Source organism: Burkholderia sp. 22PA0099, from assembly GCF_047497165.1.
In the GTDB taxonomy this organism is placed as follows: domain Bacteria; phylum Pseudomonadota; class Gammaproteobacteria; order Burkholderiales; family Burkholderiaceae; genus Burkholderia.
In genome coordinates, this window is record NZ_CP163164.1 from 2463631 (window position 1) to 2489873 (window position 26243).

Genomic DNA, 26243 nt, shown 5'->3' on the forward strand with positions numbered 1-26243 from the left:
GCTATCATTGGGAGGGGGCACGCAATTCGTGATAATTCGTGGCTCGCTTATGGCGCTTGTGTTTTGGATTTTGATTGTCATTAGATATTTAAAATTAAAATTTTTCAAATGCAAGTGATGAAAATGAATTTTAAAGGATTTGGCGTAGGTTTTGGTGGATTCACCCGTCCTATCAATCTTGGTGGAAGTGGTTCGACAGGCTTCAGTTTTCCAGTTGGCACGCTTCCAGGAATGCAGCCTAAGAGAAATTGACTAATTAAAATCCATGAAAAAATTAGATAGGCGAGTGGGTGTAGTTATTGCGATGTCTGGAGTGATTTTTATGGCTATTGCGATTAAAAACAATCCGACCGATACGGCGAAGAAGCTTCATGTAATGCGCCACGATGTGCGTGTGATTTTGATTAATGGGGGTGTTGTGGTAACGGATTCCTGCAACAGTAAATATGGAAGTGCCTACTATTATGCAGGCATTGACGCTAAGTCTTGGTCGCCAATTTTGGCTGATAGTTACAGCAAGGGTTTGTTGGCGCTTGGATGGAAAGAGCGAGGCTATGAAGGAGATATTTTTTTTGTAAAGATGGCATTCGTGCCAAAGTACATAGAGACATCGAGTATGGTGATGGTAAGGCGATGTACGGGATTAGCATGACTTATAACGCTTTGACCATTCGGCGGTGTGGCGATCATTAGGTCGGTTTAATCGGCAGTTGCATCTGGAGGAAAAATCGAAGGCTCAAGGGTTGGCGAATGCCGATGGTTCGCCAATCACTGCAGCGCAAATCGAAAATGCGATGCGTGCGGCGAACAATAGTCAGTACGATGAATACGCTTCGACGGGCATAGTGGTGCCGTTGAAGGCGGATACGCCTAAGAGTGCGATCTACGATACGACGGGCATGAAGCTGGCGATAGACCGTACGGGAAACTACCTTGTGCAAGATTTGTCCATGCTGGCCACTCCGTCAATAGAAATACAAAATCTAATCACAGAGAGCACAGGTGGCGAAAGTTCACCTTATAGTTGGGGCAAGCCAAGCACTTCGGCGGTAACGCCAAATGTTGACTCTTACGGACCCTTCTATCTTGGCTATAACACGGGAGATTATTCGGCTGGGTTTGGGGAGTATGGGCGTGGAATTGCGCCGGACTATGCTGTGGTTGGCTCGGGATCGCTATCAGCAAGTGCAGGGGTAAGTGTGAATCTGCATGACGGAACAATGTATGTAGCCGGAGGGGTTGCTCAGAGTAATCCAAGGTCAATATCGGTAAGGCCTGGCGGGGTGGCTTCGTTTGGTTGGATATTCCGAGATAGAAGCGCATTGGGAACAAATTCATTCATGAATGGAGATGGGGTGCAGGGGTTTGTTTCGATTCCAATGCCGTTTAGTGTGAATGCGTTTCTTGCGATTACTCATGCATATGGTGGAAATGCTGCAATTGAAATCGGCGTTAGTAATCCGGGGTCTACTTCGTTCGGCATTTCGCCCTTCAGTCATTCCATCCCGATCTCTGGATCAAAGGAGTAATAATATGGTCGCGCCAGGCGGGCCCGATGATAAGACATGGGCAAAGATGAGTAAGGCTTCAAAAGTCACATATACAGGTGCTGTGGTCGTATTTTGGATCGTTTTTTTTGTTTTTCTGATTAAAAAATTTATAATTAATTAGCTTAATTTGGAAGATAGTCAGTGCGGGGACGGTCACGATTACGGATTCGGCGAACCAGAAGCAGGATGTGGCGAGCTTGAATCGCGACACGACGGATACGAACGGCACCGTCGCCAAACTCCCCGACATACAGAACCTGTTTTTATGGATCAGATCGCTACCCGCTGATTGGGCCATTTTTTACTGAAATGGGCGAAGCTGCAAAAAACTCCGGGTGGGCTGGGCATTTGAAGAATTCGTCTCAGGAAAAATGAGGTAATCATGATGAAATTTATTGATGATGGAAATTTTTCTTCTTTGGTTAGATTTTTGTTAATTGTATTTGGTGCCGGAATTGTTTTTATTGGTTTTGTATGGTATCGGTCGCTTTTGTTTATGTCGGTGGGGCTAGGAATCGCGGCCGTCGGTGGATATGCTAGCAAAGCTCACCAATTAGGTATCAAACCCTTCGGCAGTAGCTACCAAAAGGCACGCGACAGCTACGAAATAAAAAATAAAAATCAGGGTGAGGAAGAATGAATTAATTAAAAATTTGATACTGCCATGACCGAAGGCAGATTTTCCGTCGCCCAAGTTGTGCTCTATTTTTTGCGACTCTACAAATGTTCGTCGTCTGATCAGGCAACGCCAATCTGACGATCGCCGGCTCGAACGTGAACTCAAACGACGTGATCTTGGCAGCAAAAAACCAGATCGATATCGTCAACACGACCGACACCGATTCGACACGGACTACGAACGAATCAAAGAGCGCGAGCGTGGGCGTATTGATCGGCACGGGCGGGTTCGGCGTTTCTACGGCGATGTCGAAAGCCAACAGCGACTTGGCGACACAGAACAACAACCATGTGAAATGTGCTCAACGGAGAGAAAAGAAACTGAAGACGTTTATCAGTCACAAAAAAACCAAACCCAAGACTAGATCAAAAAACCCCACCGCAGCCGTAACAACTCAATCGAACTATCCAGTACGCTGACAGCCCCGTCGTCACGATTCTTGCAGCAACAGTAAAAAGGAACCGAATTGAGCGAAGTGAATCCTTGGCAACGCGCGGCCATATATCGAAATCCAGATTTCATTCTCATTGAAACGCAATCAGGACACCGCGTTTCAATCGCAGATCCGGATGGCAGCGTGCATTTTCTCGACATGGCTGCCCACGACGAAGCGCTCGGCCGTTGTCTTAACGACGCGCTGCTGGCAAGCCGTTTCATCACCCCACAGCATCGTGAAGAAAATCCACTCTTTTTCGATTTCCGACTGGTCGGAGAAAACTATAAAAAATGGGCGGATAGCCTTCTTGCCCGGTTCGGGTACAAAACCAAGCAAGTGCTGTTCAAAAAAATGATCCTGTGCCACGCAAAAGTCGTTGACGGTGTCCTGACGCTCGATCCAAGCCGCCACGACAAGCTCGCAGCGTGGGATGGGTTGGGCGACAACACAAAAGTCGTCCTGCCGTCCAATTCGCCAGAAGCCGAAATCGGCGTTGCTTTGCGAGTCGCCCTGGACCGCTGCATTCCATAAATCAACCAACCCAATCGTTAAGAACAACATCCATGAGTATCAACCGACGGGGGATGGGCATTGCGGCCCTGCTGCTGACAGTGGCAGTGAACGTATCAGCACAGAGAACCCCGCAAAACACGATCATCCCGGGCAATGACCAGCAAACCCGACAACAGGAAGAAACCCGCGAACGCGAACGGGCCGTCTCCGCACCCGGCGTACGTTCGGGCGTAACGGCAAGCGCCGCCTATCCGACGCTGCCTTCCGAAACGCCCTGTTTCCGCATCGAGCGCTTCACGCTCGACGTCCCCGATGCGCTGCCCGCTGCCGTGAAAGCGCAAGGCGCGTCGGTATTGCCGATGGACCGCTTTGCCTTCGTGCGCGAATGGCTTGAGCACTACACCGGCCAATGCGTCGGAAAGCAGGGCCTCGACATGCTCGTCAGTGGCCTGTCGCAAGCCATCCTCGCGCGCGGCTACGTCACGACACGCGTGCTGCTGCCCGCACAGGATCTGTCGACCGGCACGCTCAAGCTCTCGCTGATCCCCGGCGTGATCCGCCACATCCGCTTCACCAACGACAAACAGCGCGGCACCTGGAAAACCGCGTTCCCGACAGGCGACGGCGAACTGCTGAACCTGCGTGACGTCGAGCAGGGCGTCGAACAAATGAAGCGCGTATCGAGCCAGGCGGTATCGATGCAGATCGCACCTGCCGACGTACCGGGCGAAAGCGACGTCGTGCTCGACGTGAAGCGCGGCAAACCGTGGACGGTCGTCGCCTCGATCGATAACGCCGGCACGCGCGCGACGGGGCGCCTGCAAGGCAACCTTGCGCTCGGCATCGACAACCCGCTCGGCCTGAACGACATCTTCAATATCGGCGCGAGCCAGGATCTCGAATTCGGCGACAAGCGCCTCGGCTCGCATGGCTGGAACGGCTTCTACTCGATCCCGTGGGGTTACTGGACGGCAACGCTGTCGGCGTACACCAACACGTACTACCAGCAGATCGCCGGCGTGAACCAGACGTTCGTCGCGAGCGGCAATTCGAAGACGATCGATCTCAAGCTGAACCGCGTGCTGTTACGCAGCCGGAACAACATGCTCGGTGCACAGTTCCGCTTGTCGCGCCGCTTCGGGCAAAGCTTCATCGAGGACACCGAAATTCCGCAGCAGCGCCGCAACAACACGTTCGTCGAGTTCGGCCTGACCGATCGCCACTATTTCGGCAACGCGCAGTTCGACGGAACGCTGGCGTATCGGCAGGGCATCGGCGCGTTCGGCGCGCAGGACGACAGCCTGGCAGCCGACGGCGGCCCGACCTATCGCTACAAGATGGCGGTGCTCGATGCGAACCTGTCGGTGCCGTTCGCGATCGCGCAGCAGCCGTTGCGCTACGTGACGACGTTCCATGGCCAGTACACCGGCAGTTCGCTGTACTACATCGACGACCTGACGATCGGCAGCCGCTATACCGTACGCGGATTCGACGGGGAGACGATGCTGGCCGCTTCCCATGGCTTTTTCTGGCGCAACGAACTGCAGGCGTCGATCGCCCGGACCGGGCAGGCGATCTATGCGGGCATCGACTACGGCCGCGTGTGGGGCGCGCAGCCGATCGCGCTGGTCGGCACGCAACTGGCAGGCGCGGTGATCGGCGTGAAGGGCAGCATTGCGACGCGATTGGGTGCCTGCGGTTACGACCTGTTCGCCGGCACGCCGATCTACAAGCCTTCCGGGTTTCCCACGGCACGCGTGACGGTGGGCTTTCAAGTCACGGCGCAGCTCTGATGACGCGGGCGTGATCGGGCGCTCGGGCCGGCGCCGTCGCGAGCGCGGTGCCCCGCTTCGGTGCAACCGAAAACCGCCCCACACAATGCCGGGTTGCGCCACCGATGTTGTCCTCCACCATTTCCCCATCAAGAAAATCGAAAAGTTGCCGATATGGAGAAGGCCCACTCGATTTGATCCTGCCTGTGACCGAAGACCCTTCGACCGTAAGCCGTCTGCATGCCCTGCTCGACACCGTTCGCCATAACGAGCGGGTACTGCAACGCTTCCAGCAAATCGAATTGCGTCTGGTCAGTGCCCCGGATTTCACCGCCTTCTACGACACGCTGGTGCGCGAGCTGGCCCAGGCGTTCGACCTGCCGTTCGTCACGCTGTGGCTCAACGACGACATCTCGCTGATCCACGAGATGCTCGAATCGGTGTCGCGCGCCGCCCGGCCGGACGGCCGCGTGCTGCATCGCGGCCGCCTGGTCGAGCTGGGCGACGCGATTCCGGGCGAGGCCGGCCAGCCGTGGCTCGGCGCCGGGGCGGCGCTCGGGGCGGCGGCGCTCACGGCGTTCTACGACGATGCCGAGGTGCCGGCGAGCGTCGCGGTGCTGCCGCTGCACCAGGAGCACGGCATCAACGGTTACCTGTGCCTGGGCAGCCGCGACCCGGCCCGCTTCACGGCCGGCAAGGCGACCGACCTGATCGAGCGTTTCGCGTCGTACGTGAGCGCCGGCGTGGTCAACGTCGCGCACCGCGAGCAGGTGGCGCGCTACGGCATGACCGACACGCTGACCAACCTGCCGAACCGCCGCTATTTCGACAGCCGCATCCACGACGAGATCCAGCACTCGGCCGAATCGCGCTCGCCGATGGCCTGCCTGTTCATCGACGTCGACCACTTCAAGCAGATCAACGACACCTACGGCCATGCCGTCGGCGACCGGGTGCTGGCCGCGATCGGCGCGTGCATCCGGAGCACCGTGCGCTACAGCGATACGGTGGCCCGTTACGGCGGCGAGGAATTCGTGGTGCTGGTGCGCGGCGACGCGATGCTGGCGGCCACGGTGGCCGAGCGCGTGCGCGCGGCGGTGGCCGTGCTGTCGGTGGCGGAAGCGCTGGAGGCGGCCGAACCGCCGGAGCGGATACTGACGCTGTCGGTGTCGATCGGCGTGGCGGTGGGGGAACTGGATGCGGCGCAGGCAGTGGAAAGCGATCCGGCCAGCGCGGCCGACGCGGCGCGCCGGCTGCTGGCGCACGCCGATCAGGCGCTCTATGCCGCCAAGCGCGGCGGCCGCAACCGCGTGAAGCTGCACCGGCCGACCGGCGCCTGAGCGCGCGGGCGGGCGGCGGCAGGGCGGCCGCCGAGCCGCCGTGAGTGCTGCAAGGGCAAGAAGGGCTACGCCAAGGCGGCCCGCGCCACTCAGAAAATCACATAGATCTTGCGCATGGTCTGCTCGACCTGCCACAAGCCTTCCGTATTGGCCTCGAAGAACAGCGTGTCGCCGCCCTCGAAGCGGATGGTGTCCTCGCCGTCGGGCGTGAAGCTGCCCGAGCCGGCCAGGAAGTGCATCACTTCGGCCTGCTTGACGGAACGGCGGTAGGTGCCGGGCGTGCACTCGAACACGCCGGTGTCGATCGGCTCCGCGCCGGGAATCACCACCTGACGGCCGCTGACGCGCACCGGCTCGGTGCCGGGCAGCCCGGCGGTGCCCCAATCCTCGAACCCGGTGGCCTGCACGGCCTGCTTGATCTGCTGGACTTTCACGAAAGATGTTCCTGTTGGCGTTGCGAATGGTCGAAGCGTTGTTCGATGCGGCCGAGCCGCACCACGGTCACGCCGGGCCGGAGCTGGCGCAGCGACGGCATCACCAGCATGCAGTCGTCGTAAGGCGTGCGAACCGGTTCGCCGTTCGACCAGCCGATCGTGGCGCCGGCCGTGTCGAAGGTTTCGAGCCCGGTGTAGGGGCCGGCGAAGCGGAAATCCATGCTGCTCGCCACCACCGGCTCGGTCACGCGCACCACCGTCATCTGCGCGGGCAGCGGCAGCAGCCAGCCGTCCGGCAGATCGGCGGCGTCGATCGTGCCGGCGTTCAGCAGGAAGCGCGCGGTGCTGTCCTGCGCGACATCCACCGCGCGCGCTTCCCAGTGCTGGCCGCATTCGATCAGCAGGGCGTTGCGGGCGCTGGCCGGGTCGCCGAAGCCGGCGTAATCGCGCATGCGGCGGCCTTCGGGGTGGCCCTCGTCGCAGATCACGGTGGCCGGCGCGCCCACTTGCGCCGACAGCGCGATGCCCTTGTCGAGCGGCCCCGCCACGATCAGCGGGGCGCTTTTCTCGTGCATCGAATGGAGGTCGAGCAGCAGATCGACGGTGTCGATCACCGGCCGCATCGCGCGGGCGCGATCGAGTTCGACCGAGCGGCGGGCCGTGTCGTCGAGCGTGGCGGCGGTCCACACGCGGTTGAAATCCTGGTCGACGAAGCGCGCGCGGTCGGGCTGCGCGGGGTCGAAGCGCGCGTAGGCGTCGATGTTCGCGAACGCCAGCGTCAGGCGGCCGCGGCGCGGGCGCAACCCGGCGCGCAGCAGTGCATCGACGACGATCGCGCCGCACACCTCGTTGCCGTGCGTCAGCGCGTTGACCATCACGTGCGGGCCGGCCACGCCGGAATCGAAGCTGTGGACGTAGGCGATGCCGGTATTGCCCTCGGCGTGGGCGGTGAGGTCGGGGAAGGCGACTTCGATCGGATAGGCGTCGAGGCTCATGCGGCGGGGTTCCAGGGTGGGGCGGGTGAATGCGTCATGGCGAGGATGCCTGAAAGTGGCCGGCCTAGTAGCCGCGGCTGCGGTCGATCAGGCCGATCATCGGCTCGCCCGCGCGATGGCGGCGCAAGTTGTCGAGCAGGCTGCTCACGGCCGTGTCGGGCCGCGTGGCGCTGGCGATGTGCGGCGTGATCCGCACGCGCGGCGTGGCCCACAGCGGATGCTCGGGCGGCAGCGGCTCCGGGTCGGTCACGTCGAGCACGGCGTTGCGCAAGCGGCCATCGGCCAGCGCCGCGAGCAGCGCATCGCTGTCGAGTTGCGGGCCGCGCCCCACGTGCACCAGCGAGGCGCCGCGCGGCAGCGCGTCGAACACGCGGCGCGACAGCAACCCGCGCGTGTCGGGCGTGAGCGGCAACAGGCAGACGAGGATGTCGGTGCGGGCCAGGAACGCATCGAGCGTGGCCTCGCCGGCAAAGCACGTGACGCCGTCGAGCGTGCGCGGCGAGCGGCTCCAGCCGGCGCAATCGAAGCCGAACAGGCGCAGCCGCTCGAGCGCTGCGGTGCCGAGCTGGCCGAGCCCGAGCACGCCGACGCGGCGCTCGCGGGCCGGCACGAGCGGCAGCGGCTTCCACTCGCGGGCCTGCTGCGCGAGCGCGTAGTCGAACAGGTCGCGATGGATCGCGAGCACCGCCTCGCTCACGTATTCGACCATGCCCTCGACGATGCCCGGCTCGATCATGCGCACCACCGGCAGATGCGCGGGCAGGCTCGCCAGATCGAGCTGATCGACGCCGGCGCCCACCGAGAACACCGCTTCGAGGTTCGGCAGCGTGTGCGCGAGATCGCCGGGCTGCCAGGCCACCAGGTAGCGGATTGCGGCCGGATCGCCGAGGTCGGGCCAGACGCGGAACGGCACCTCGGGCGCGCGTTGCGCGAACAGTTCGGCCCATTGCGCGCCGCGAACCGGGTCGGCCTTGTAGAGAACGCTCATCGCGGCTCAGGCCATCGCCTGGTTGATGATGCCGTAGGCGCGCCACGCGGCATCGGGCTCGCCGCTGTGTTCGGCGGCCGGCGCGTTGCGCACCATCTTGACGACCGTATCGACCGGCACCAGGCCGACGCTCGGCAGCCAGGCCTCGATGCCGGCGCCGGCGGGCACGTCGATGCGCACGAAATCGCCGACATGCCGCGCGAGCCAGTAGGCCACCAGCGCCTTGGCGCGCGCGTGATCGTCCGAGGGCGCGCACACCACCGGGCCGATCGCGAAGCCGCGGCCGAAGCGGCGCGCGATCGCGAAGCCGGCGATCGTGCCTTCGTGTTCTAGCACTACCGCCTGCGCGACTTCGAGCAGGGCGGGCAGCGTAGCGCTGCGGTCGAGCCCGCAGCCGCGCGAGGCCAGTTCGATCAGCGCCGGCAGGTCGGCCGGGGTGGCCGCGCGCAGCGTGTCGCCGGCCGGCAGCTCGACGGCCGGCGCGGCGGCCACGGTGCCCTGATGTTGCGTGAGCGCGCCGCACGCGGCGAAACCGAGCTTTTCATAGAGCGGCTGGCCGGCGGGCGTGGCGTGCAGAAACGTCACGCGATCGCCGAGCGCGTCCAGCACGAGTTCCATCAGCTTGCGGCCGATGCCGCGCCCTTGCTGATCGGGCGAGACGATCACCATGCCGAGCGAGGCGCGGTCCGCGCCGAACGTCCAGCACAGCGCGGTGCCGATCACGGCGTCGCCTTCGACGGCGACGAAGCCGCCGCCCGCTTCGGCGGCGAAGCGCCAATCCTCGGGGCGATGCGGCCAGCGCACGGCCACCGACAGGCCGTGCGCGGCGGCGACGTCCTCGGCGGTGAAGCGGCGGTAGTGAAGTTCGGGCTTGACGGCGGTTTCGGACACAGCGGACTCCTGATGGACGACATGTTCAGATTCGACTGTCGCACGCGCCCCGGACGCTTCATAGGACGATCTTCCTGACTTGCGAACGCGTGGCGCGCGACGTCGCGGCTTTTTTGATTGTTCATCGCATTCAAAAAAGTTTCAATATAATGATGGCTGTCGTGCGCGCTACCAGGGCGGCGCACAGGGCGCGAAGCCGCCGGTCCCGCACCGAAACCGTGCCGAACCGGTGGAGCATGAACCGGCTTCGAGCGCCCGGCACCGAATTCAACAGGAATCCCATGCGAACCCAGTCCAAGAAGAAGGTCGAGGCGCCCGCGAGCCAGGCGGATGTCGGCTCGCGGCTGCGCGCGCTGCGTAATGCGCGCGGCCTGTCCGTCAACGAACTCGCGCTGCGCGCCGGCGTATCGGTCGGCACCGTGAGCCAGGTCGAACGCAACAAGGCGAACCCGTCGGTGCGGATTCTCGAGCGCCTGCGCATTGCGCTCGACGTGCCGCTCAGCGCGCTGCTGGAAGAAGACAACGCGCTGATCGATCCGGCCACCGCCGATTTCGTGCGCCGCGCGGCCGACCGCCCGCATTTCGAGGTCGGCAAGAACCATATGCAGAAGGAGTTGCTGTCGCCGCACGGCGACCACGATCTGCAGATGATGTTCATCATGCTGCCGGCCGGCGCCGGCTCGGAAGAAGTGCTGGTGGGCGTGGGCGAGAAGTGCGGGATGGTGATGGAAGGTTCGGTCGTGCTCAACGTGGGCGACCAGCGCTGCCTGCTCAACGAGGGCGACAGCTTCCAGTTCAAGAGCACCGTGCCGCACAGCGTGCGCAACGAAAGCAGCAAGCCCGCCAGGTTGTTGTGGGTGATGAACACGCGCCCGCCCGTGATTCATCTCTGATTTTCCGCCTGCCGTTCCCTGTCGCCGGCGCGCGTATCGCGCGCGCCGCGCCGCTTCACCGCTTCGTCCTCCTGCCTTTTTTCTCTCCGTTTTTACCCTGAGCGCTCGGCGTGCTTCGGCACGCTATGTGGCGTTCGCTTCATTTCCGCGTGATGTCCGGTTCATTTCGGTTTCATTTTTGCTGCGCCCGCGTTCAGTGGCGCGCCATGCTTGCAGCTCGGCGGCGTGTGCTTCAAGCGCATCCATGCACGCTGCATGGCGCGCGCAACCCCCTATAAAAGGCTGCGGCGCGGCACCGGCCTGGCCCGTTTCTCGCGTGGCAAACCAGGCCCGGAAGTTTTTTGCAGAATTATTTTTGATCACTAGGAAAACATCGGTCGTTCACTATAATGAACTTCATCGCGTGGTTGTTCATTCTGCCGCTGAGGCGGAAACCACCCCATGTTTCTCGAACAGGCCGAGCATGACTACACCGTCACTGGATTTCGATCCGTCCGCCATTGCGCTGCCGCAGGGGCACTTCATCGGCGGCGTCTATCGTCACACCGATGAAGAACCGATCGCGGTGCATCGCCCGTCCGACGGTCGCCTGCTCGGCCATGTTCCGGACGCGAGCGCGGCCACCGTCGACGAGGCCGTGTCGAACGCGCTCGAAGCAGTGAAGACGAGCGGCTGGGCGACGCGTTCGCCGCGCGAACGTGCCCGCGTGCTGACGCGCTGGGCGCAACTGATCGACGAGAACGCGGTGGCGCTCGCACAACTGGAGGCCGTCAGCTCCACGCGCCCGGTGGCCGAGGCGTATGCGTCGGACGTGCCGTTCACGGCCGAGGCGATTCGCTTCTTCGCGGAACTGGCCGACAAGCTCGGCGGGGACATCGCCGCCACGCGGCAGGACAGCCTCGGCTTCGTGGCGTCCGAGCCCTATGGCGTGATCGGCGCGATCACGCCGTGGAATTTCCCGCTGTCGATGTGCTCGTGGAAATGCGGCCCGGCGCTCGCGGCCGGCAACGCGGTGGTGCTGAAACCCTCGGAAATGACGCCGTTCTCCACGCTGCGCCTCGCCGAACTGGCGATCGAGGCGGGCATGCCGCCCGGCATCTTCAATGTCGTGAACGGCCGCGGCGCGACCACCGGTTCGGCCATCACGCGCCACCCCGGCATCGCCAAGATCAGCTTCACCGGCTCGACGCGCACCGGCGCGGCGATCATGAGCGAGGCGGCGTTTCACGGCACCAAGCCCGTCACGCTGGAACTCGGCGGCAAGAGCCCGCAACTGGTGTTCGAGCACGTGCACGACCTCGCGCACACGGCGCGCTGCGTGGCGCGCGGCTTCACGGCCAACGGCGGGCAGGCCTGCGTGGCCGGCACGCGGCTGATCGTGCATCGCCGGCTGGCCGAGCCGCTGATCGAGGCGGTGCAGCGCGAACTGGCCGGCATCGCGCCGGGGCCGATGTGGTCGGCCGCCACGCGTTATTCGCCGATCATCAGCGGCGGCCAGGCGCGCCGGATCGCGGCGCTGGTGGACGAGAGCCGCGGGCAGGGCGCGGAGCTGATCTGCGGCGGCGGCTTCTTCGAAGGCACGGAAGATGGCTGGTTCCATCGCCCGACGCTGCTCGCCAACGTGACGGCCGAGACGGCAGCGGTGCGCGAGGAACTGTTCGGCCCGGTGCTGACGGTGCAGACCTTCGACGACGAGGACGAAGGCATCGCGCTGGCCGGTCACCCGACCTACGGCCTGGCGGCCGGCGTGCACACGCGCGACATCGGCCAGGCGCTGCGCGCGATGCGCCGCATCGCGGCCGGCACGGTGTGGATCAACCGGTATGGCCGCAGCGGCGACATGATCATCCCGACCGGCGGCTTCAAGCAGTCGGGCATCGGCAAGGACCTGGGCCGGCAGGCGCTGGAAGCGAGCATGCGTCACAAGAGCGTGCTGATCGATTTCGACACCGTCTGACCCGATGTGTCCCGCATGCCGCCGGCTCGGCGGCGCGGGGCGCCGCAGCACGCTTCACCGTAACCGCGGGCCGCGCGAATTTAATCAGTATCCCTGATGGATCGCGCGACGTGCGCCGCCCGCCGCGCTCATTTTGAACAGAACCCGCCACGGGTTCGCCACGACGACAGGATGCAGACCATGATCGATTTCGAGCCGAAGTACATCACTTTCGACTGCTACGGCACGCTGACCCGTTTCCAGATGGGCGAGACGGCCCGCCAGCTTTACGGCGAGCAGCTTTCCCCGGCGAAGATGGACGAGTTCGTCGAATTCTTCCGCGGCTACCGGCTCGACGAAATCCTCGGTGCATGGAAGCCGTACCGCGAGGTGGTGATCAACTCGATCCGCCGCACCTGCGAGCGTACCGGCGTGCCGTTCGACGAGGCCACCGCGCTGAAGATCTACGAAGCCGTGCCGACCTGGGGCCCGCATCCGGACGTGCCGGAAGGCCTGTCGCGCCTCGCGTCGAAATACAAGCTGGTGATCCTGTCGAACGCCGCCGACGAGCAGATCGACAGCAACGTCGCCAAGCTCGGCGCGCCGTTCCACCAGGTCTACACGGCACAGCAGGCGCAGGCGTACAAGCCGCTGCGCAAGGCGTTCGAATACATGTTCGACCAGCTCGACTGCAACCCGGAAGACGTGCTGCACGTGTCGTCGAGCTTCCGCTACGACCTGATGACGGCCTACGACATGGGCATCAAGCACAAGGCGTTCGTGAATCGCGGCCACGAACCGCTGACGCCGTATTACCAGGTCAACGAAGTCAAAAGCCTGCCGCATCTGGCCGAACAGCTCGGCTTGTAAGCCGCGAGCGGTTCGCCCCGATTGCCCACGATACCCACGGAACGCAACACCATGAAGCTCGATTCGTACTGGCTCGATACCGCGCCGCGCCTCACGCAGCCCACCGATGCGGCGCTGCCCGCCCGCGTGGACGTGGCGATCGTCGGCGGCGGTTTCACCGGCTTGTCGGCGGCGCTGGCGCTGGCCAAGCGTGGCGTGTCGGTGGCGGTGCTGGAAGCGGGGCGCGCGGCGGGGCAGGCCTCGGGGCGCAACGGCGGCCAGTGCAACACCGGCATCGCGCAGGACTTCGCGGGCATGTCGGCCAAACTCGGCGTGGAGCGCGCCACGCAGTTCTATCGCGCCTATGCCGATGCGGTGGCGAGCGTGGCCGAGATCGTCGAGCAGGAAGGCATCGCGTGCGACCTGCGCCGCAGCGGCAAGATCAAGCTGGCCGCCAAGCCGCATCACTTCGCGTCGCTGGAAAAGACCTACGACGCGCTGCGCCGCTCGGTGGATGCCGACGTCGAGCTGATTTCCCGCGAGCGCATCCGCGACGAGATCGCCTCGGACGGCTTCTACGGCGGCCTGGTGCAGAACAACGGCGTGCAGATGCACATGGGCAAGTTCGGCGCGGGGCTCGCCGAAGCGGCCATGCGGCACGGCGCGTCGATCTTCGAGGACACGCCGGTGACGGGCATCAAGCCGCTCGGCGGCCATGCCCATGAGTTGCAGTGCGCGCGCGGCACGCTGCGCGCGGACCGCGTGCTGATCGCCACCGGCGCGTCGCAGTCCGGCCCGCTGCAGTGGTTCCGCCGCCGCATCGCGCCGGTCGGCAGCTTCATCGTGGTGACCGAGCCGCTCGGCCGCGCGCGCATGGACGCGTTGCTGCCGACGCGCCGCTCGTACGTCACCACGCGCCAGATCGGCAACTACTTCCGTCCGACCCAGGACGACCGGCTGCTGTTCGGCGGGCGGGCGCGCTTCGCGATGTCGAATCCGCGCTCGGACGCCAAGAGCGGCCAGATCCTGCGCGACGGCATGCTCGCGTATTTCCCGCAGCTCGCGGACGTGCGCATCGATTACTGCTGGGGCGGCCTGGTCGACATGACGGCCGACCGGCTGCCGCGCGCCGGCGAGCATGAGGGTTTGTTCTATTCGATGGGCTACAGCGGCCACGGTGTGCAGATGTCGGTGCACATGGGCCGCGTGATGGCCGACGTGATGTTCGGCGCCGCCACGCGCAACCCGTGGCGAACGCTCGACTGGCCTGCGATTCCCGGACATTTCGGGCGCGCGTGGTTCCTGCCGCTCGTCGGCGCGTATTACCGGTTGCAGGACGTGCTTCACTGAACCGATGCCGTGCGCCGTCGTTCGAGACGGCAACGACGCACCGATATTTCGACATCCAGAAGGAAATCAGACCATGACGCGTACCACCCTTGCTTTCGTTGCCCTGTCGCTGCTGCTCGGCGCCACCGCCGCCCGTGCCGACCAGCCCACGCTGACGGCCGGCTCGCCGCCGTCGAGCGCGCCCACCACCTACCTCGACGTCAAGACACAGAAGATCGAGGGGATCATGCCGGAAGTCGTGCGCGAGATCGGCAAGCGCGAGGGCTTCAACGTGTCGTACCAGGCGGTGCCGTTTTCGGCGCTGATTCCGGCGGTGGTGTCGGGCAAGATCGACATCATCGTGGCCGGCATGACGCCCACCCCGAAGCGTGCCGAGGTGGTGGATTTCTCGCAGCCCGTCACGGCGTTCGGCGAAGGCATCATCGTCAAGGATTCCAACAAAACGAACTACCGCTCGATCCAGGATCTGAAGGGCATGACGGTGGGCGCGCCGACCGGCACCGATTACGCCGACCAGCTCGTCAAGCTCGGCATCTTCAAGGAAGTGAAGATGTACGACAGCCCGGCCGACATGACGCGCGACGTTGCGATCGGCCGCATCGTGGCCGGTTTCAACGATTACCCGATCCTGAAGGCGCAGGAAGCCGCGGGCGCGATGGCCGGCACGCGGGTGGACGACGATTACGTGCCGATGCAGAAGTTCGACATCGCGGTGGGCGTGAAGAAGGGCAACGCGGCGCTGCTGGCGAAGGTGAACGACGCGCTGACCAAGATGAAGGCCGACGGCACGCTCGACAAGATCCTGAAGAAGTGGCACCTGGCGAGCTGATCCGCCACTGAACGACCGGACGCGGCACGGCGGGCGTTCCCCGGCCCCGGCCGCCGCGCGCCGAGCCGGCCCGCCCGCACGGCGCGCCGCAATCACAGCGAGCAATCGCGAACGACTGTACAAGGTATCCCATGCGTTGGCACGACATAGTCGATTTTGTTCCGATCCTGCTGCAGGGCGCCACGATGAGCATCATCATCACGATCGGCTGCCTGGTGCTCAGCACCGCCCTGGGCCTCGTGTGGGCGCTGCTCAAGATGTCGCGCTACCCGGCGCTGGTCACCGCGGTCAGCGCGCTGATCAACGTGGTGCGCGGCCTGCCGATGATCGTCCTGCTGTTCTATATTTATTTCGTTCTGCCGGACATCCATATCGAGGTGTCGGCGCTGCAGGCGAGCATCATCGGGCTCAGTTTCGGCTATTCGACCTACGTGGCCGAGATCATCCGCTCGGGCATCGAGTCGGTCGACCCGGGCCAGTACGAAGCCGCGCAATCGATCGGCATGGGCCGCGTGAAGACCATGGTGCGCGTGATCCTGCCCCAGGCGATCAAGGTGGCGCTGCCGCCGTACGCGAACACGCTGGTGATGATGCTGAAGGATTCGTCGCTGGCCTCCACCATCACGGTGGCCGAGATGACGCGCCAGGGGCAGTTGATCGCCGCCTCGACGTTCCAGAACATCACCGTGTATACGCTGGTGGCGATCGGCTATCTGCTGATGAGCCTGCCGTTGATGAGCATGACGAAGTACCTCGAGCGCCGTTTCGGCAAGCACAAGGCCAAGAAGTGAGGTTGCGATGATCGAAATTTCCAACGTCCAGAAGAGCTTCGGCAGCGTGTCCGTGCTCAACGGCATCTCGCTGAACGTGGAGCAGGGCGAGGTGGTGTGCCTGATCGGCGCGTCCGGCTCCGGCAAATCCACGCTGCTGCGCTGTATCAACGCGCTCGAATCGTACGATGCGGGCGAGATCAAGCTGCTCGGGGAGCGCGTCGAGCAGCGCGCGCGCAACATCAACCAGTTGCGCACGCAAGTGGGCATGGTGTTCCAGCGCTTCAACCTGTTCCCGCACCGCACGGCGCTCGAAAACGTGATGGAAGGGCCGCTGCATGTGAAGAAGGAACCGCGCCACGACGCGCAGCGCAACGCGGAGGAACTGCTGACCAAGGTGGGCCTTGGCCACAAGCTGCATTACTACCCGCATCAGTTGTCGGGCGGCCAGCAGCAGCGCGTGGCGATCGCGCGCTCGCTGGCGATGAAGCCCAAGGCGATCCTGTTCGACGAGCCGACCTCGGCGCTCGATCCGGAACTGGTGGGCGAGGTGCTGAACGTGATGCGCACGCTGGCCAAGGAAGGCATGACGATGCTGGTCGTCACGCACGAGATGGGCTTCGCGCGCGAGGTGGCGGATCGCGTGTGCTTCCTGCACGGCGGCCACATCATCGAGCAGGGCACCGCCAAACAGGTGCTCGGCTCGCCGCGCGAGGCGCGCACCCGCGAATTCCTGCGCCATGTGCTTGGCAATCCTGCCGAAGTGCTGGGCGAGCGCGAAGGCGCGAACGCCAATCCGGGAGGGGCCGCGGCATGAGCGCAAGCATGACCGGACGTTTCGTGCGGCTGGCCGAGACTGGCCGCGACACCGTGCGCATCGCGATCGACGGGCAGGAGGTGGCGGCGCTCGAAGGCGACACGCTGCTGACCGCGCTGCTGTGTTCGGTGCGCCAGGTGCGCCATTCCGAATTCGGCGGCGAGGCGCGCGCGGGCCATTGCCTGATGGGCGCGTGCCAGGATTGCTGGGTCTGGACCGATGCGGGCGAGCGCCTGCGTGCGTGCACCACCGTCGTCGAGGCGGGGATGCGGATCGTGACTGCCGAACCGGAGGCGCAATGGGCGAACCTCGCATCGTGATCGTCGGGGCCGGGCCGGCAGGCGTGCGCTGCGCGCAAACACTGTTGGCCGCGGGCCTTCGGCCCACCCTGATCGACGAAGGCCGCCGCGACGGCGGCCAGATCTACCGGCGTCAGCCGGAAGGCTTCACGCGGCCGTACGCGAAGCTGTACGGCACCGAAGCGCCGCGCGCGCAGGACCTGCACGACACGTTCTCGCAACTGCGCGGGCAACTCGACTACCGGCCGCAAACGCTGGCCTGGACCATCTGGGATCGCCATGTGCACGTGGTACGCGACGGCCAGGCGAGCGCGTTGCCGTACGACGCGCTGATCCTGTGCCCCGGCGCGACCGACCGGCTGATTCCGGTCAAGGGCTGGCAATACGCGGGCACCTACACGCTCGGCGCGGCGCAGATCGCGCTGAAATCGCAGGCTTGCGCGATCGGGCGGCGGGTGGTGTTCATGGGCACCGGGCCGCTGCTGTATCTGGTCGCGAGCCAGTACGTGCAGGCCGGCGCGCAGGTGGCGGCGGTGCTCGACACCTCGCCGGCCGGCGCGCGGCTGCGCGCGCTGCCGAAGCTGCTGGCGCGCTTCGACGTGCTGCGCAAGGGCCGGGTGCTGGTGAGCGCGCTGAAGCGCGCCGGCGTGACGATGCGCAACGGCGTGGAGCCGGTCGAGATCGTCGGGACACCCGAGGATGGCGTGCAGGCCGTGCGGTTCCGGACGGCGCGCGGCGCGATCGAGCAGATCGACTGCGATGCGGTGGGGATCGGCTATCACCTGCGCCCCGAAACGCAACTGGCCGATCTCGCGCGCTGCGCGTTCCGCTTCGACGCGCCCACGCGCCAATGGCTGCCGCAGATCGACGAACTGGGCCGCAGCAGCGAGCCGGGCGTGTATCTGGCCGGCGACGGCGTGCGCGTGCTCGGCGCCGACGGCGCGGAAAACGCGGGCCGGCTCGCGGCCTATGCAGCCCTGCTCGACCTCGGCCGCGAGGTGGACAGCACGGCGCTGGCCGCGCTCAAGCGCGATCAGCAACGCATGGACCGCTTCCGCCAGGGGCTGGCCGAGGCCTTCGTCTGGCCTGCGAAGCAAGCCGCCAGCGTGCCCGACGACACCGTCGTGTGCCGCTGCGAAGGCATCACGGCCGGCGAGCTGCGCCGTGTGACGCGCGAGGAAGGCGCGCAGGAAGCGAACCGTGCGAAGGCGCTGTCGCGCGTCGGCATGGGCCGCTGCCAGGGCCGTTATTGCGGCCATGCGGCCGCCGAAATCATCGCGGCCGCCGCGTGCGTGCCGCTCGAACAGGTGGGCCGGCTGCGCGGGCAGGCGCCCGTCAAGCCGCTCGCGATGGCGACGGTGAGCGTGGAGGAACCGACGTGAAGCGCGAAGATGCCGATGTATTGATCGTGGGAGGCGGCTTCATGGGCGCGTCCTCCGCGTTTTTCCTGCGCCGCCGCGGGCTGTCCGTGACGCTGCTCGAACGCCAGTTGATCGGCCAGCAGGCGAGCGGCACCAACTTCGGCAACGTGCGCCGGCAGGGGCGCTTCCTGCCGCAACTGCCGCTGGCGAACCGGTCGAGAGAAATCTGGCTGCGGCTGCCCGAGCTGATCGGGCACGACGCCGAATTCCTGATGTCGGGCCATCTGCGCGTGTGCTACCGCAGCGAGCAGGCCGACATGTTCGAAACCTATGCGCGCGACGCGAAGCATTACGGCCTCGATCTGGAGATGCTGCACGGCGATGCGCTGCGCCGCCGGTTTCCGTACATCGGCCCCGAGGTGCTGGCCGGTTCGTACGCGCCGGTCGACGGCCACGCGAACCCGCGGCTCGCCGCCCCCGCGTTCGGCCGCGCAGCGGCCAGGCTCGGCGCGCAGATCCACGAGAACACCGATATCGTTTCGGTCGAGAAGGAAGGCAACGGCTTTCGCGCGACGGCCGCCGACGGCCGCAGCTTCCATGCGGGCACCTTGCTGATCACGGCCGGCGCGTGGGGCAGCCAGTTGAGCGCGCAGTTCGGCGAGCCGGTGCCGATCGCGGTGCACGGCCCGCAGATGTCGGTGAGCGAGCCGGTGCCGTATGCGATCGGGCCGGCGATCGGCGTGTCGTCGCCGCGCCTCGAGGAGATCGTGTATTTCCGGCAGGTGAAGCGCGGCAACATCGTGATCGGCGGCTGTGCGCGCGGCCCGGCGTTTCTCGACGCGCGCCGCGCCAAGGTGCTGCCGACCAGCCCGCTGCTGCAGTTCCGCGAGGCGCAGCGCGTCGCGCCGGCGCTCAAGCGCCTGAACATCATCCGCACCTGGAGCGGCGTCGAGGGCTACATGCCCGACGACCGGCCGATCATGGGCGCGAGCGGCACCACGAGCGGCCTGTTCTATGCGTTCGGGTTCTGCGGGCACGGCTTCCAGCTTGGGCCCGGCGTGGGCGACACGATGGCCGAGCTGATCGCCACCGGCGCCACGGTCACGCCGATCGAGCCGTTCGATATCCGCCGCTTCGCGGGCCAGGGCGCCGCCGCTCAGGCCGTTGCCGCAACGTCGCCCGTCGTGCCTGCCGTGCCCATGGTGCCCGGCCCGCAATCGGCGCCGGCCGCCTGAGCCGGTGCACGCGATGCAGACCGCCCCGGCTTGTCATCGCCCCGACGCGCCGCCCGGCGCGTCGTCCACGGGCGCGTCCGCCGCTTCTCCCACTGCTTCGGCCGCCGCCTCGCCTTCGCAGGGCGAGGCCGGCGCGACGCGCGCCGTGCAGCGCGCGCTCGATTTCATCCATGCCTGTTTCGCCGAGCCGATCAGCCTGACCGATCTGGCCGAAGCCGCCGGCCTCAGCGTGTCGCGTTTCGCGGCGCGTTTCAGCATGGAGATCGGCGTGTCGCCCCAGCAATACGTGCGGATCGTGCGCGTGCGCCATGCGCAGCGGCTGCTGCGGCGCGGCGTGTCGCCGTCGGTGGTGGCGGCCGAGGTCGGCTTCTTCGACCAGAGCCACCTGTGCCGTCATTTCAAGCGCGTGCTCGGCCATACGCCGCGCGAATGGCTCAGTGCCGGCGCGCCGGCCGGCAATCTTCCGGTTTCCTGATGGATGGTTTGCGTGCCGATGCGCACGCCGTGCGCCGCGCGGTTCAGCCCGGCGGCGTGTCCTGCCGCGCGCCGAACAGCGCGTCGAGCGGCCAGCCGTGCTTGACGAACGGCGTGCGGATGATCACGTAGCTGAAGTAGCGCTCGATGCCGATCTCGCGGTCGAGCAACCCCTCGATCACGCTCTGGTAGTGATGCACGCTGCGCGTGACGAACTTCAGCAGATAGTCGTAGCCGCCGCTCGCCACGTGGCATTCGACGATCTCGTCCACCGGGCGGATGGCCGCCTCGAACTTCGCGAAATCCTCGCGGCGGTGATCGGCGAGCGTGACCTCGGTGAACACGATCTGCACGTCGCCGAGCTTTTCGACCTGAACCTGCGCGCCGTAGCCGGCGATGTAGCCGGCTTTTTCCAGGCGCTTGACGCGCGCGAGGCACGGGCTGGGGGAGAGATCCACGGCCTCGGCCAGTTCGACGTTGGTCATGCGCCCCTTCTTCTGCAGATGCGAGAGGATGCGCAGGTCGATACGGTCCAGCTTGCTGTGGGCGGGGAGGATCATCGCGGTGTGCCGTGAAAATGCGGGCGGGGCGCCGAAAGGGCGCCCCGCATGCGCAAGCAGGCCGATGTTAGCACGCGCCACCCCGCCGGGCGGCCCCGCGTCAGCCGAGCGCGGCGCGCACCTCGCGGTCTTCCAGCACCTCGTCGAGCGTCTTCTTCAGGCGTTCGAACAATTGCCCGAATTCGGTCTCGCCGTAGCAAAGCGCGGGCGCGAAACCGAGGATGTTGTCGCCGAACGCGCGGAAGATCAGCTTGTTGCGGTACGCCGACGCCGCGATGCGCTCGGACAGCTTCAGCGCCGGATCGAAGCGCGCGCGCGTGGTTTTGTTCGCCACGAGTTCCAGCGCGCCGAGCAGGCCGCGATGGCGCGAATCGCCCACCAGCGGATGGTCGAGCAGGCCGTCGAGGCCGGCCGCGAAGCGCGGCGCCTGCGCCTGCGCGTTCGCCAGCAGGCCGCCTTCGTGATAGAGGCGCAGCACTTCGAGCGCGACCGCCGCGCTGACCGGGTGCGCCGAATACGTCGCGCCGTGGCCGACGATTGCCGTATCGGCCGCGTCGCCCGCGATGCCCTGGTACACCTCGTCCGACATCAGCACCGCGCCCATCGGCACATAGCCCGAGGTCAGGCCCTTGGCCACCGTCATCAGGTCCGGCTCGACCTGTTCGTCGGCACAGGCGAACAGCGGGCCGGTGCGGCCGAAGCCGGTGATCACCTCGTCTGCCACGAACAGGATGCCGAGGCGGCGGCACGCGTCGCGCATCGCCTTCAGCCAGCCGCGCGGCGGCACGATCACGCCGCCCGAGCCCTGGATCGGCTCGCAGAAGAACGCGGCCACGTTGTCGGCGCCGAGTTCGGCCACCTTCGCTTCCAGCGCGGCCACCGACGCGGCGATCAGCGCGGCGTCATCGGCGCCGTGCTCGCTGCGGTACGCGTACGGCGAGGGCAGGTGATGCTGGGTCGGCAGCGGCAGGTCGAAGTGGCGATGGAACGCCGGCAGCGCGGTCAGGCCCGCGCCCATCGACGACGAGCCGTGATAGCCGCGCTCCAGCGCGATCATCTGCTTCTTCGACGGCCGGCCGGTGGCGTTGTAGTAATGCGTGATGAAGCGCACGGCCGAATCGATCGCGTCCGAGCCGCCGAGCGTGAAGTACACGTGCTGCAGCGAGGCGGGCGCGAGCGAGACGAGCTTCTCGGCCAGTTCGATCGCGGGCTCCGACGAAAAATGGAAATACGTGGTCGCGTAGGGCAGCTTCATCATCTGCCGCGTCGCGGCCTCGACGATGCTCTGCTGGCCGTAGCCGACGTTCACGCACCAGAGGCCCGCGAACGCGTCGAGCAGCTCGTTGCCGTCGGTGTCGCGCAGGTAGGCGCCGTGGCCCGATTCGAGCACGGTGGTGCCGCGCGCTTCGTGGGCACGGTAGTTGATGACGGGGTGGATCAGGTGGCGGCGGTCGGCGTCGATGAGCGGCGAGCTGGACATGGTCGGGGCCTCATGGGAAGTGGGTGGGACGGGTACGGCGATGTCTCGATGGTAGCCAGCCGATAGCCGGAGCGGGTGCGGAAATCGTCGGGGCAAACGACAGGAAATGCCGTTTCGGTGGGGTATGCCGAAATCTTGTGCCGGGGAGGGGCTGAAATTATTACCTCGAATAATCGAGGCTTGATTAAAAATCGGAAATAATTGCATTATCCTGCGATTTTAAGAATGAATTGTCATGCAATTGAAATTAAAAAGATTGAAAAATGTAATTGACGGTTTTCAGCGATGCGGCATTCGAATCCCCATTCCACGTATTTCGCTATCCGCAAGATTGACGATTCGCATTCCATAAAATTAAAATCTGGCCGCGCTGCATCGGGGGCCATGCTGTCGGGGGCATCGAGCGTGCATGGGCAGGCCGTTGGCGATACACAAGAACACGAACAGCAAACAATGAATCCTAGCGAACTGGCTCGGGTAATCCGAGGGGGCGTGGTTCAGCAGAGCCGCTTGATCAAGACGGATATTCCGGCGTTGCCGGATGATGCGCTGGTGCCGCGCCGGGCGGTCACGCACGCCGAATTGGGCCGCGATTTCAGCGTCACGCTCGATATGGTGTCGACCGCCGGCGATATCGAACTGAAAACGCTGATTGCCCAGCCGATTACGCTGTGGATTCAACAGGCCGATCAATCGTATCTGCCGATCAACGGTTATATCCATACCGCGCGCCGGCTCGGCGCCGACGGCAGCCTGTCCAGTTATCAAATCGCTTATGCCTCCTGGTTGCATTTCCTGAAGTTTCGCAAGGACCTGCGGTATTGGCAGGATTGCAGCGCCGATGCGGTGATTGCCGATGTATTCAATGCGCATCCGCAGGCGCGCGGCCAATTCCAGTTTTCGCTGCGCCGCGCGCTGCCGCCGCGCTCGTATTGCCGGCAAAGCGAAACCGACTGGAATTTCGTGCACCGGCTGATGGAGGAAGAGGGGCTGTTCGGCTTCTGGCGGCACGCGCCGGACGGCAAGTCACACACGTTCGTCGTGACCGATGACATCTACGCGCTCGACGCCGTGCCGTCCGGCCCGCTGCGCTTCCATCGCTCGGCCGCGGGCGGCGAGACCGACGGCTTCACGCACTGGTCCGGCTCGCGCACGCTGCAAAGCGCCTCGCACAGCACGCGCACGTTCGATTACAAGGCGCCGTCGTCGATCGCGAACCCGAAGGCCACCGCGCTGCCGACCATGGCCAACCAGGGCAGCCTGCCCGAGCAGGCCGAGGTCTACGAGTACACCGGCGCGTACACCTATCAGGATCAGGCGCGCGGCGAATCGCTGTCGCGCGTGCACCTGGAGGAATGGGAATCGCGCGCCAAGCGCTTCCATGCATCGGGCGGGGCGCGCGGTATCGACGCCGGGCGCAGTTTCGAGCTGAACGGCCATCCCGAGCACGATCGCGATTCCGCCAGCCAGCGCAGGTTCGCGGCGATCAAGGTGAGCCGCTACATCGAAAACAACCTGCCTGCTTCGGATCACGAAGCGAGTTTCCCGCACAGCCTGCAGGACGTGCTGGCGCAAGCCAAGGCCGCGCGTTCCGGCGCCGCGTCGGCTGCGATCGCGGCCTCCGGCCTGCTGCATGCGGACGGCTCGCCGGGCTTCTATCGCGTCGAGGTCGAGGCGCAACGCACCACGGTGCCGTATCGCTGCCCGTTCGAGCACGCCAAGCCGGAGATGCATCTGGAGACGGCGATCGTGGTCGGGCCGCCGGGCGAGGAGGTGTATACGGACGAACTGAACCGGGTCAAGGTGCTGTTCGTCTGGGATCGCCAGAACCCCGGCGACGCGAGCGCATCGTGCTGGGTGCGGGTCGCGCAGTCGGATACCGGCGGCGGCTACGGCAGCGTGCACGTGCCGCGGGTGGGCGAGGAAGTGCTGATCGGCTATGTGGGCGGCGATTGCGACCGCCCGATCGTGCTGCATCGCGTATACAACGGCAAGGTCCAGCCGCAGTGGCACAGCAACGGCATCCTGTCGGGCTATCGCTCGAAGGAGTACGCGGGCGCGGGTTTCAACGAAATGGTGCTGGACGACGCGACCGGGCAGAACCGCGCGCGATTGTTCAGCAGCACGGCGAACAGCCTGCTGCATCTCGGCTACCTGATCGACCAGACGGGCAATGCGCGTGGCGCGTTCCTCGGCTCCGGCTTCGACCTGAAGACCGATTCGTACGGCGCGGTGCGCGCCGCGCGCGGGCTGTATGTCACCACCCATCCGAAGCAGGCGAACAGCCAGCAGCTCGACGCGCGCGAGGCGCAGCAGCAGCTCATCAATGCCGAATCGACGCTGGAGACGCTGTCGAACGCAAGCCTGAAGCATCAGGCCGAAGGCCTCGCCGACGGCCACGCCGCGCTGAAGAGTTTCACCGACGCGACCCAGAGCAGCGTGCAGGGCGCGCAGCCGGGCGGGCGCACGGGGGGCGGCGGCACCGGTGGCGCGAATGCGTTCACCGCGCCGGTGATGCTGCTTGCGAGCCCGTCGGGCGTGGCGGTATCGACGCAGCAGTCGGTGCACGTGTCGAGCGACCTCGAAACCAATCTGGTCAGCGGCCGCAACCTGTTCCTCGCCAGCGGCAAATCGCTGATCGCCAGCGTGACGGAGAAGATCAGCCTGTTCGTGCAGAACGCCGGCATGAAGCTGTTCGCGGCCAAGGGCAAGGTCGAGATTCAGGCGCAGGGCGACGAGATGGCGCTCGCCGCGCTCAAGGACGTGACGATCAGCAGTACCGACGGCAAGGTCGTGATCACGGCCGCCAAGGAAATCTGGATTGGCGCGGGCGGCTCGTATATCCGGATCGACGGCAGCGGGATCGTCAACGGTTCGCCCGGCCCGATCCTGGAGCGCGGCGCGAGCTGGGACGTGCCCGGCCCCGATTCGGCGCGCATGCCCGCGCCGCTGATGCCGGTGCCGCAAAGCGCCGGCGAATACAGCCTGCGCTTCGATCTGTCGGGCGCGCTGGCGGACGGCGAGATCCTCGACAATGCCGCGTACACCGTCAAGGTGGGCGATCAGCCGCGCTATTACGGCACGCTGGACGACGATGGCATGACGGGGCGCGTGTTCACGGAACAGGCGGAAGACGTGCAGGTCAGCGTGAGCCACGGCGACTGGACGCACCACCTGGATACGGTCAACGATGATTTGTTCGCCGATGGCGACGAGGAAGAAAGCAATGAAGCGCAGTCCTGACTTGTTCATGCGTCCGGGCCGCGCCCCGCTCGCGCGCCGTGCCGGTGCGCTGCTGCTGTGCCTGGCGGCGTTCGGTTGCAAGGCCGAGGCGCAGGGGCAGGCCGCCGCGCCGGCCGACATCACGCCGGCCAGTTCCGTCTACAAGACCGAGCTTTTCAATCTGGTCGATCCGGACGGCAACCAGTACGGATCGCTGGCCGGGCGTCAGGTGTCGGCCGCGTTCGACCAGTTGCTCGGGCAAGCGGGGCAGGACCCGAAGCTGCTCCGCAAGCGGCTGCTGAGTGGCCCGGCCGTGCAGGGCGCGCTCTGGCGGATCGGCGCGTCGCACGAATGGCTCTATCAGATCTGCCAGGCGAATCAGTGCAACGTGACGAACGTGGCGATGTTCTACGACGAGCAATCGCACCGCGCCGCCGGCCGTCTCGTGTACCGCTGCGCGACGCAATGGCTCGGCAACCCCGGCGACACGGAAAAGGCGCTGATCGAGAAGCAGTATCCGGTATCGATCGATGCCGACGATGCCGCGATCTTTTGCAAGAAGAAATAAAC

The 26243-nt window shown here is 65.2% G+C and carries 26 protein-coding genes and 1 pseudogene; 21 read left to right on the top strand and 6 right to left on the bottom strand.

The window, feature by feature from the left end:
* Nucleotides 1-108 precede the first annotated feature (108 nt).
* The 8 genes and pseudogenes from AB4851_RS10990 to AB4851_RS11025 all read left to right on the top strand — a co-directional run bounded on the left by AB4851_RS10990 (nucleotide 109) and on the right by AB4851_RS11025 (nucleotide 6290).
* Entirely contained in the window at nucleotides 109-252 is a 144-nt protein-coding gene (locus AB4851_RS10990; protein WP_414447222.1) for a hypothetical protein, read from the top strand.
* 13 nt (nucleotides 253-265) lie between these two features.
* The gene (locus tag AB4851_RS10995; RefSeq protein WP_414447223.1) at nucleotides 266-652 is read left to right on the top strand and encodes a hypothetical protein; all 387 of its coding nucleotides are present in this window, start codon (nucleotides 266-268) and stop codon (nucleotides 650-652) included.
* A gap of 58 nt (nucleotides 653-710) precedes the next feature.
* Nucleotides 711-1529, top strand: a complete 819-nt coding sequence (locus AB4851_RS11000) for a polymorphic toxin type 22 domain-containing protein (RefSeq protein ID WP_414447224.1) — start codon at nucleotides 711-713, stop codon at nucleotides 1527-1529.
* A gap of 403 nt (nucleotides 1530-1932) precedes the next feature.
* The gene (locus AB4851_RS11005) at nucleotides 1933-2190 is read left to right on the top strand and encodes a hypothetical protein (RefSeq protein WP_414447225.1); all 258 of its coding nucleotides are present in this window, start codon (nucleotides 1933-1935) and stop codon (nucleotides 2188-2190) included.
* A gap of 101 nt (nucleotides 2191-2291) precedes the next feature.
* Nucleotides 2292-2531 (top strand): annotated as a pseudogene (locus AB4851_RS11010) (hemagglutinin repeat-containing protein); the annotation flags it as partial.
* 173 nt (nucleotides 2532-2704) lie between these two features.
* A complete protein-coding gene (locus AB4851_RS11015) occupies nucleotides 2705-3196 on the top strand; it encodes a contact-dependent growth inhibition system immunity protein (RefSeq protein ID WP_414449168.1) in 492 nt (163 codons plus the stop codon).
* A 32-nt stretch (nucleotides 3197-3228) separates the two neighbouring features.
* Nucleotides 3229-4971, top strand: a complete 1743-nt coding sequence (locus tag AB4851_RS11020; RefSeq protein WP_414447226.1) for a ShlB/FhaC/HecB family hemolysin secretion/activation protein — start codon at nucleotides 3229-3231, stop codon at nucleotides 4969-4971.
* Nucleotides 4972-5156: 185 nt separating this feature from the next.
* Nucleotides 5157-6290, top strand: a complete 1134-nt coding sequence (locus AB4851_RS11025; RefSeq protein ID WP_414447227.1) for a DUF484 family protein — start codon at nucleotides 5157-5159, stop codon at nucleotides 6288-6290.
* Between the two features lie 89 nt (nucleotides 6291-6379).
* Here AB4851_RS11025 and AB4851_RS11030 read toward each other — a convergent pair whose 3' ends face one another.
* The 4 genes from AB4851_RS11030 to AB4851_RS11045 all read right to left on the bottom strand — a co-directional run bounded on the left by AB4851_RS11030 (nucleotide 6380) and on the right by AB4851_RS11045 (nucleotide 9598).
* The gene (locus tag AB4851_RS11030; protein WP_414439614.1) at nucleotides 6380-6724 is read right to left on the bottom strand and encodes a cupin domain-containing protein; all 345 of its coding nucleotides are present in this window, start codon (nucleotides 6722-6724) and stop codon (nucleotides 6380-6382) included.
* Nucleotides 6721-7719 (bottom strand): M14 family metallopeptidase, encoded by a 999-nt coding sequence (locus tag AB4851_RS11035; RefSeq protein ID WP_414447228.1) that lies wholly within the window; start codon nucleotides 7717-7719, stop codon nucleotides 6721-6723. The genes AB4851_RS11030 and AB4851_RS11035 overlap by 4 nt, the downstream gene beginning before the upstream one ends.
* A 64-nt stretch (nucleotides 7720-7783) precedes the next feature.
* Complete coding sequence (locus AB4851_RS11040; RefSeq protein ID WP_414447229.1) at nucleotides 7784-8707, bottom strand: 2-hydroxyacid dehydrogenase; 924 nt, start codon at nucleotides 8705-8707, stop codon at nucleotides 7784-7786.
* A 6-nt stretch (nucleotides 8708-8713) separates the two neighbouring features.
* Entirely contained in the window at nucleotides 8714-9598 is an 885-nt protein-coding gene (locus AB4851_RS11045; RefSeq protein WP_414447230.1) for a GNAT family N-acetyltransferase, read from the bottom strand.
* 281 nt (nucleotides 9599-9879) lie between these two features.
* Between AB4851_RS11045 and AB4851_RS11050 the strand changes: the two genes are divergently transcribed.
* The 11 genes from AB4851_RS11050 (at nucleotide 9880) to AB4851_RS11100 (ending at nucleotide 20412) form a co-directional block, all read left to right on the top strand.
* Nucleotides 9880-10491 carry a helix-turn-helix domain-containing protein gene (locus tag AB4851_RS11050; protein WP_414439610.1) on the top strand — a complete coding sequence of 204 codons (612 nt, stop codon included), beginning with the start codon at nucleotides 9880-9882 and terminating at the stop codon, nucleotides 10489-10491.
* Between the two features lie 463 nt (nucleotides 10492-10954).
* On the top strand, nucleotides 10955-12448 hold the full coding sequence (locus AB4851_RS11055; RefSeq protein ID WP_414447231.1) for an aldehyde dehydrogenase family protein: 1494 nt from the start codon (nucleotides 10955-10957) through the stop codon (nucleotides 12446-12448).
* 180 nt (nucleotides 12449-12628) lie between these two features.
* Nucleotides 12629-13297 carry a haloacid dehalogenase type II gene (locus AB4851_RS11060; RefSeq protein ID WP_414441998.1) on the top strand — a complete coding sequence of 223 codons (669 nt, stop codon included), beginning with the start codon at nucleotides 12629-12631 and terminating at the stop codon, nucleotides 13295-13297.
* 51 nt (nucleotides 13298-13348) lie between these two features.
* Nucleotides 13349-14626, top strand: a complete 1278-nt coding sequence (locus AB4851_RS11065; RefSeq protein ID WP_414447232.1) for an NAD(P)/FAD-dependent oxidoreductase — start codon at nucleotides 13349-13351, stop codon at nucleotides 14624-14626.
* A 73-nt stretch (nucleotides 14627-14699) separates the two neighbouring features.
* Nucleotides 14700-15455 (top strand): ABC transporter substrate-binding protein, encoded by a 756-nt coding sequence (locus AB4851_RS11070; protein ID WP_414439607.1) that lies wholly within the window; start codon nucleotides 14700-14702, stop codon nucleotides 15453-15455.
* 131 nt (nucleotides 15456-15586) lie between these two features.
* Nucleotides 15587-16246, top strand: coding sequence for an amino acid ABC transporter permease (locus AB4851_RS11075; RefSeq protein ID WP_414439606.1), 660 nt, complete (start codon nucleotides 15587-15589; stop codon nucleotides 16244-16246).
* A gap of 7 nt (nucleotides 16247-16253) precedes the next feature.
* Nucleotides 16254-17042 carry an amino acid ABC transporter ATP-binding protein gene (locus tag AB4851_RS11080; protein WP_414447233.1) on the top strand — a complete coding sequence of 263 codons (789 nt, stop codon included), beginning with the start codon at nucleotides 16254-16256 and terminating at the stop codon, nucleotides 17040-17042.
* Nucleotides 17043-17050: 8 nt separating this feature from the next.
* A complete protein-coding gene (locus AB4851_RS11085) occupies nucleotides 17051-17362 on the top strand; it encodes a (2Fe-2S)-binding protein (protein WP_414447234.1) in 312 nt (103 codons plus the stop codon).
* On the top strand, nucleotides 17341-18723 hold the full coding sequence (locus AB4851_RS11090) for an FAD-dependent oxidoreductase (protein ID WP_414447235.1): 1383 nt from the start codon (nucleotides 17341-17343) through the stop codon (nucleotides 18721-18723). The genes AB4851_RS11085 and AB4851_RS11090 overlap by 22 nt, the downstream gene beginning before the upstream one ends.
* Entirely contained in the window at nucleotides 18720-19937 is a 1218-nt protein-coding gene (locus tag AB4851_RS11095) for an NAD(P)/FAD-dependent oxidoreductase (protein ID WP_414447236.1), read from the top strand. The genes AB4851_RS11090 and AB4851_RS11095 overlap by 4 nt, the downstream gene beginning before the upstream one ends.
* A 13-nt stretch (nucleotides 19938-19950) precedes the next feature.
* Nucleotides 19951-20412: a helix-turn-helix domain-containing protein gene (locus AB4851_RS11100; protein WP_414447237.1), complete on the top strand. Its 462-nt coding sequence runs from the start codon at nucleotides 19951-19953 to the stop codon at nucleotides 20410-20412.
* A gap of 43 nt (nucleotides 20413-20455) precedes the next feature.
* On the opposite strand, the gene AB4851_RS11105 is transcribed toward AB4851_RS11100, so the two are convergent.
* Both AB4851_RS11105 and AB4851_RS11110 read right to left on the bottom strand, forming a co-directional pair.
* Nucleotides 20456-20971, bottom strand: coding sequence for an Lrp/AsnC family transcriptional regulator (locus AB4851_RS11105; RefSeq protein WP_414447238.1), 516 nt, complete (start codon nucleotides 20969-20971; stop codon nucleotides 20456-20458).
* Nucleotides 20972-21071: 100 nt separating this feature from the next.
* Complete coding sequence (locus tag AB4851_RS11110; RefSeq protein ID WP_414447239.1) at nucleotides 21072-22451, bottom strand: aspartate aminotransferase family protein; 1380 nt, start codon at nucleotides 22449-22451, stop codon at nucleotides 21072-21074.
* Between the two features lie 453 nt (nucleotides 22452-22904).
* Between AB4851_RS11110 and AB4851_RS11115 the strand changes: the two genes are divergently transcribed.
* Together AB4851_RS11115 and AB4851_RS11120 are read left to right on the top strand one after the other, a co-directional pair.
* The gene (locus AB4851_RS11115; RefSeq protein ID WP_414449169.1) at nucleotides 22905-25694 is read left to right on the top strand and encodes a type VI secretion system Vgr family protein; all 2790 of its coding nucleotides are present in this window, start codon (nucleotides 22905-22907) and stop codon (nucleotides 25692-25694) included.
* Entirely contained in the window at nucleotides 25678-26241 is a 564-nt protein-coding gene (locus tag AB4851_RS11120; protein WP_414447240.1) for a hypothetical protein, read from the top strand. The genes AB4851_RS11115 and AB4851_RS11120 overlap by 17 nt, the downstream gene beginning before the upstream one ends.
* The last annotated feature ends 2 nt before the right edge of the window (nucleotides 26242-26243 follow it).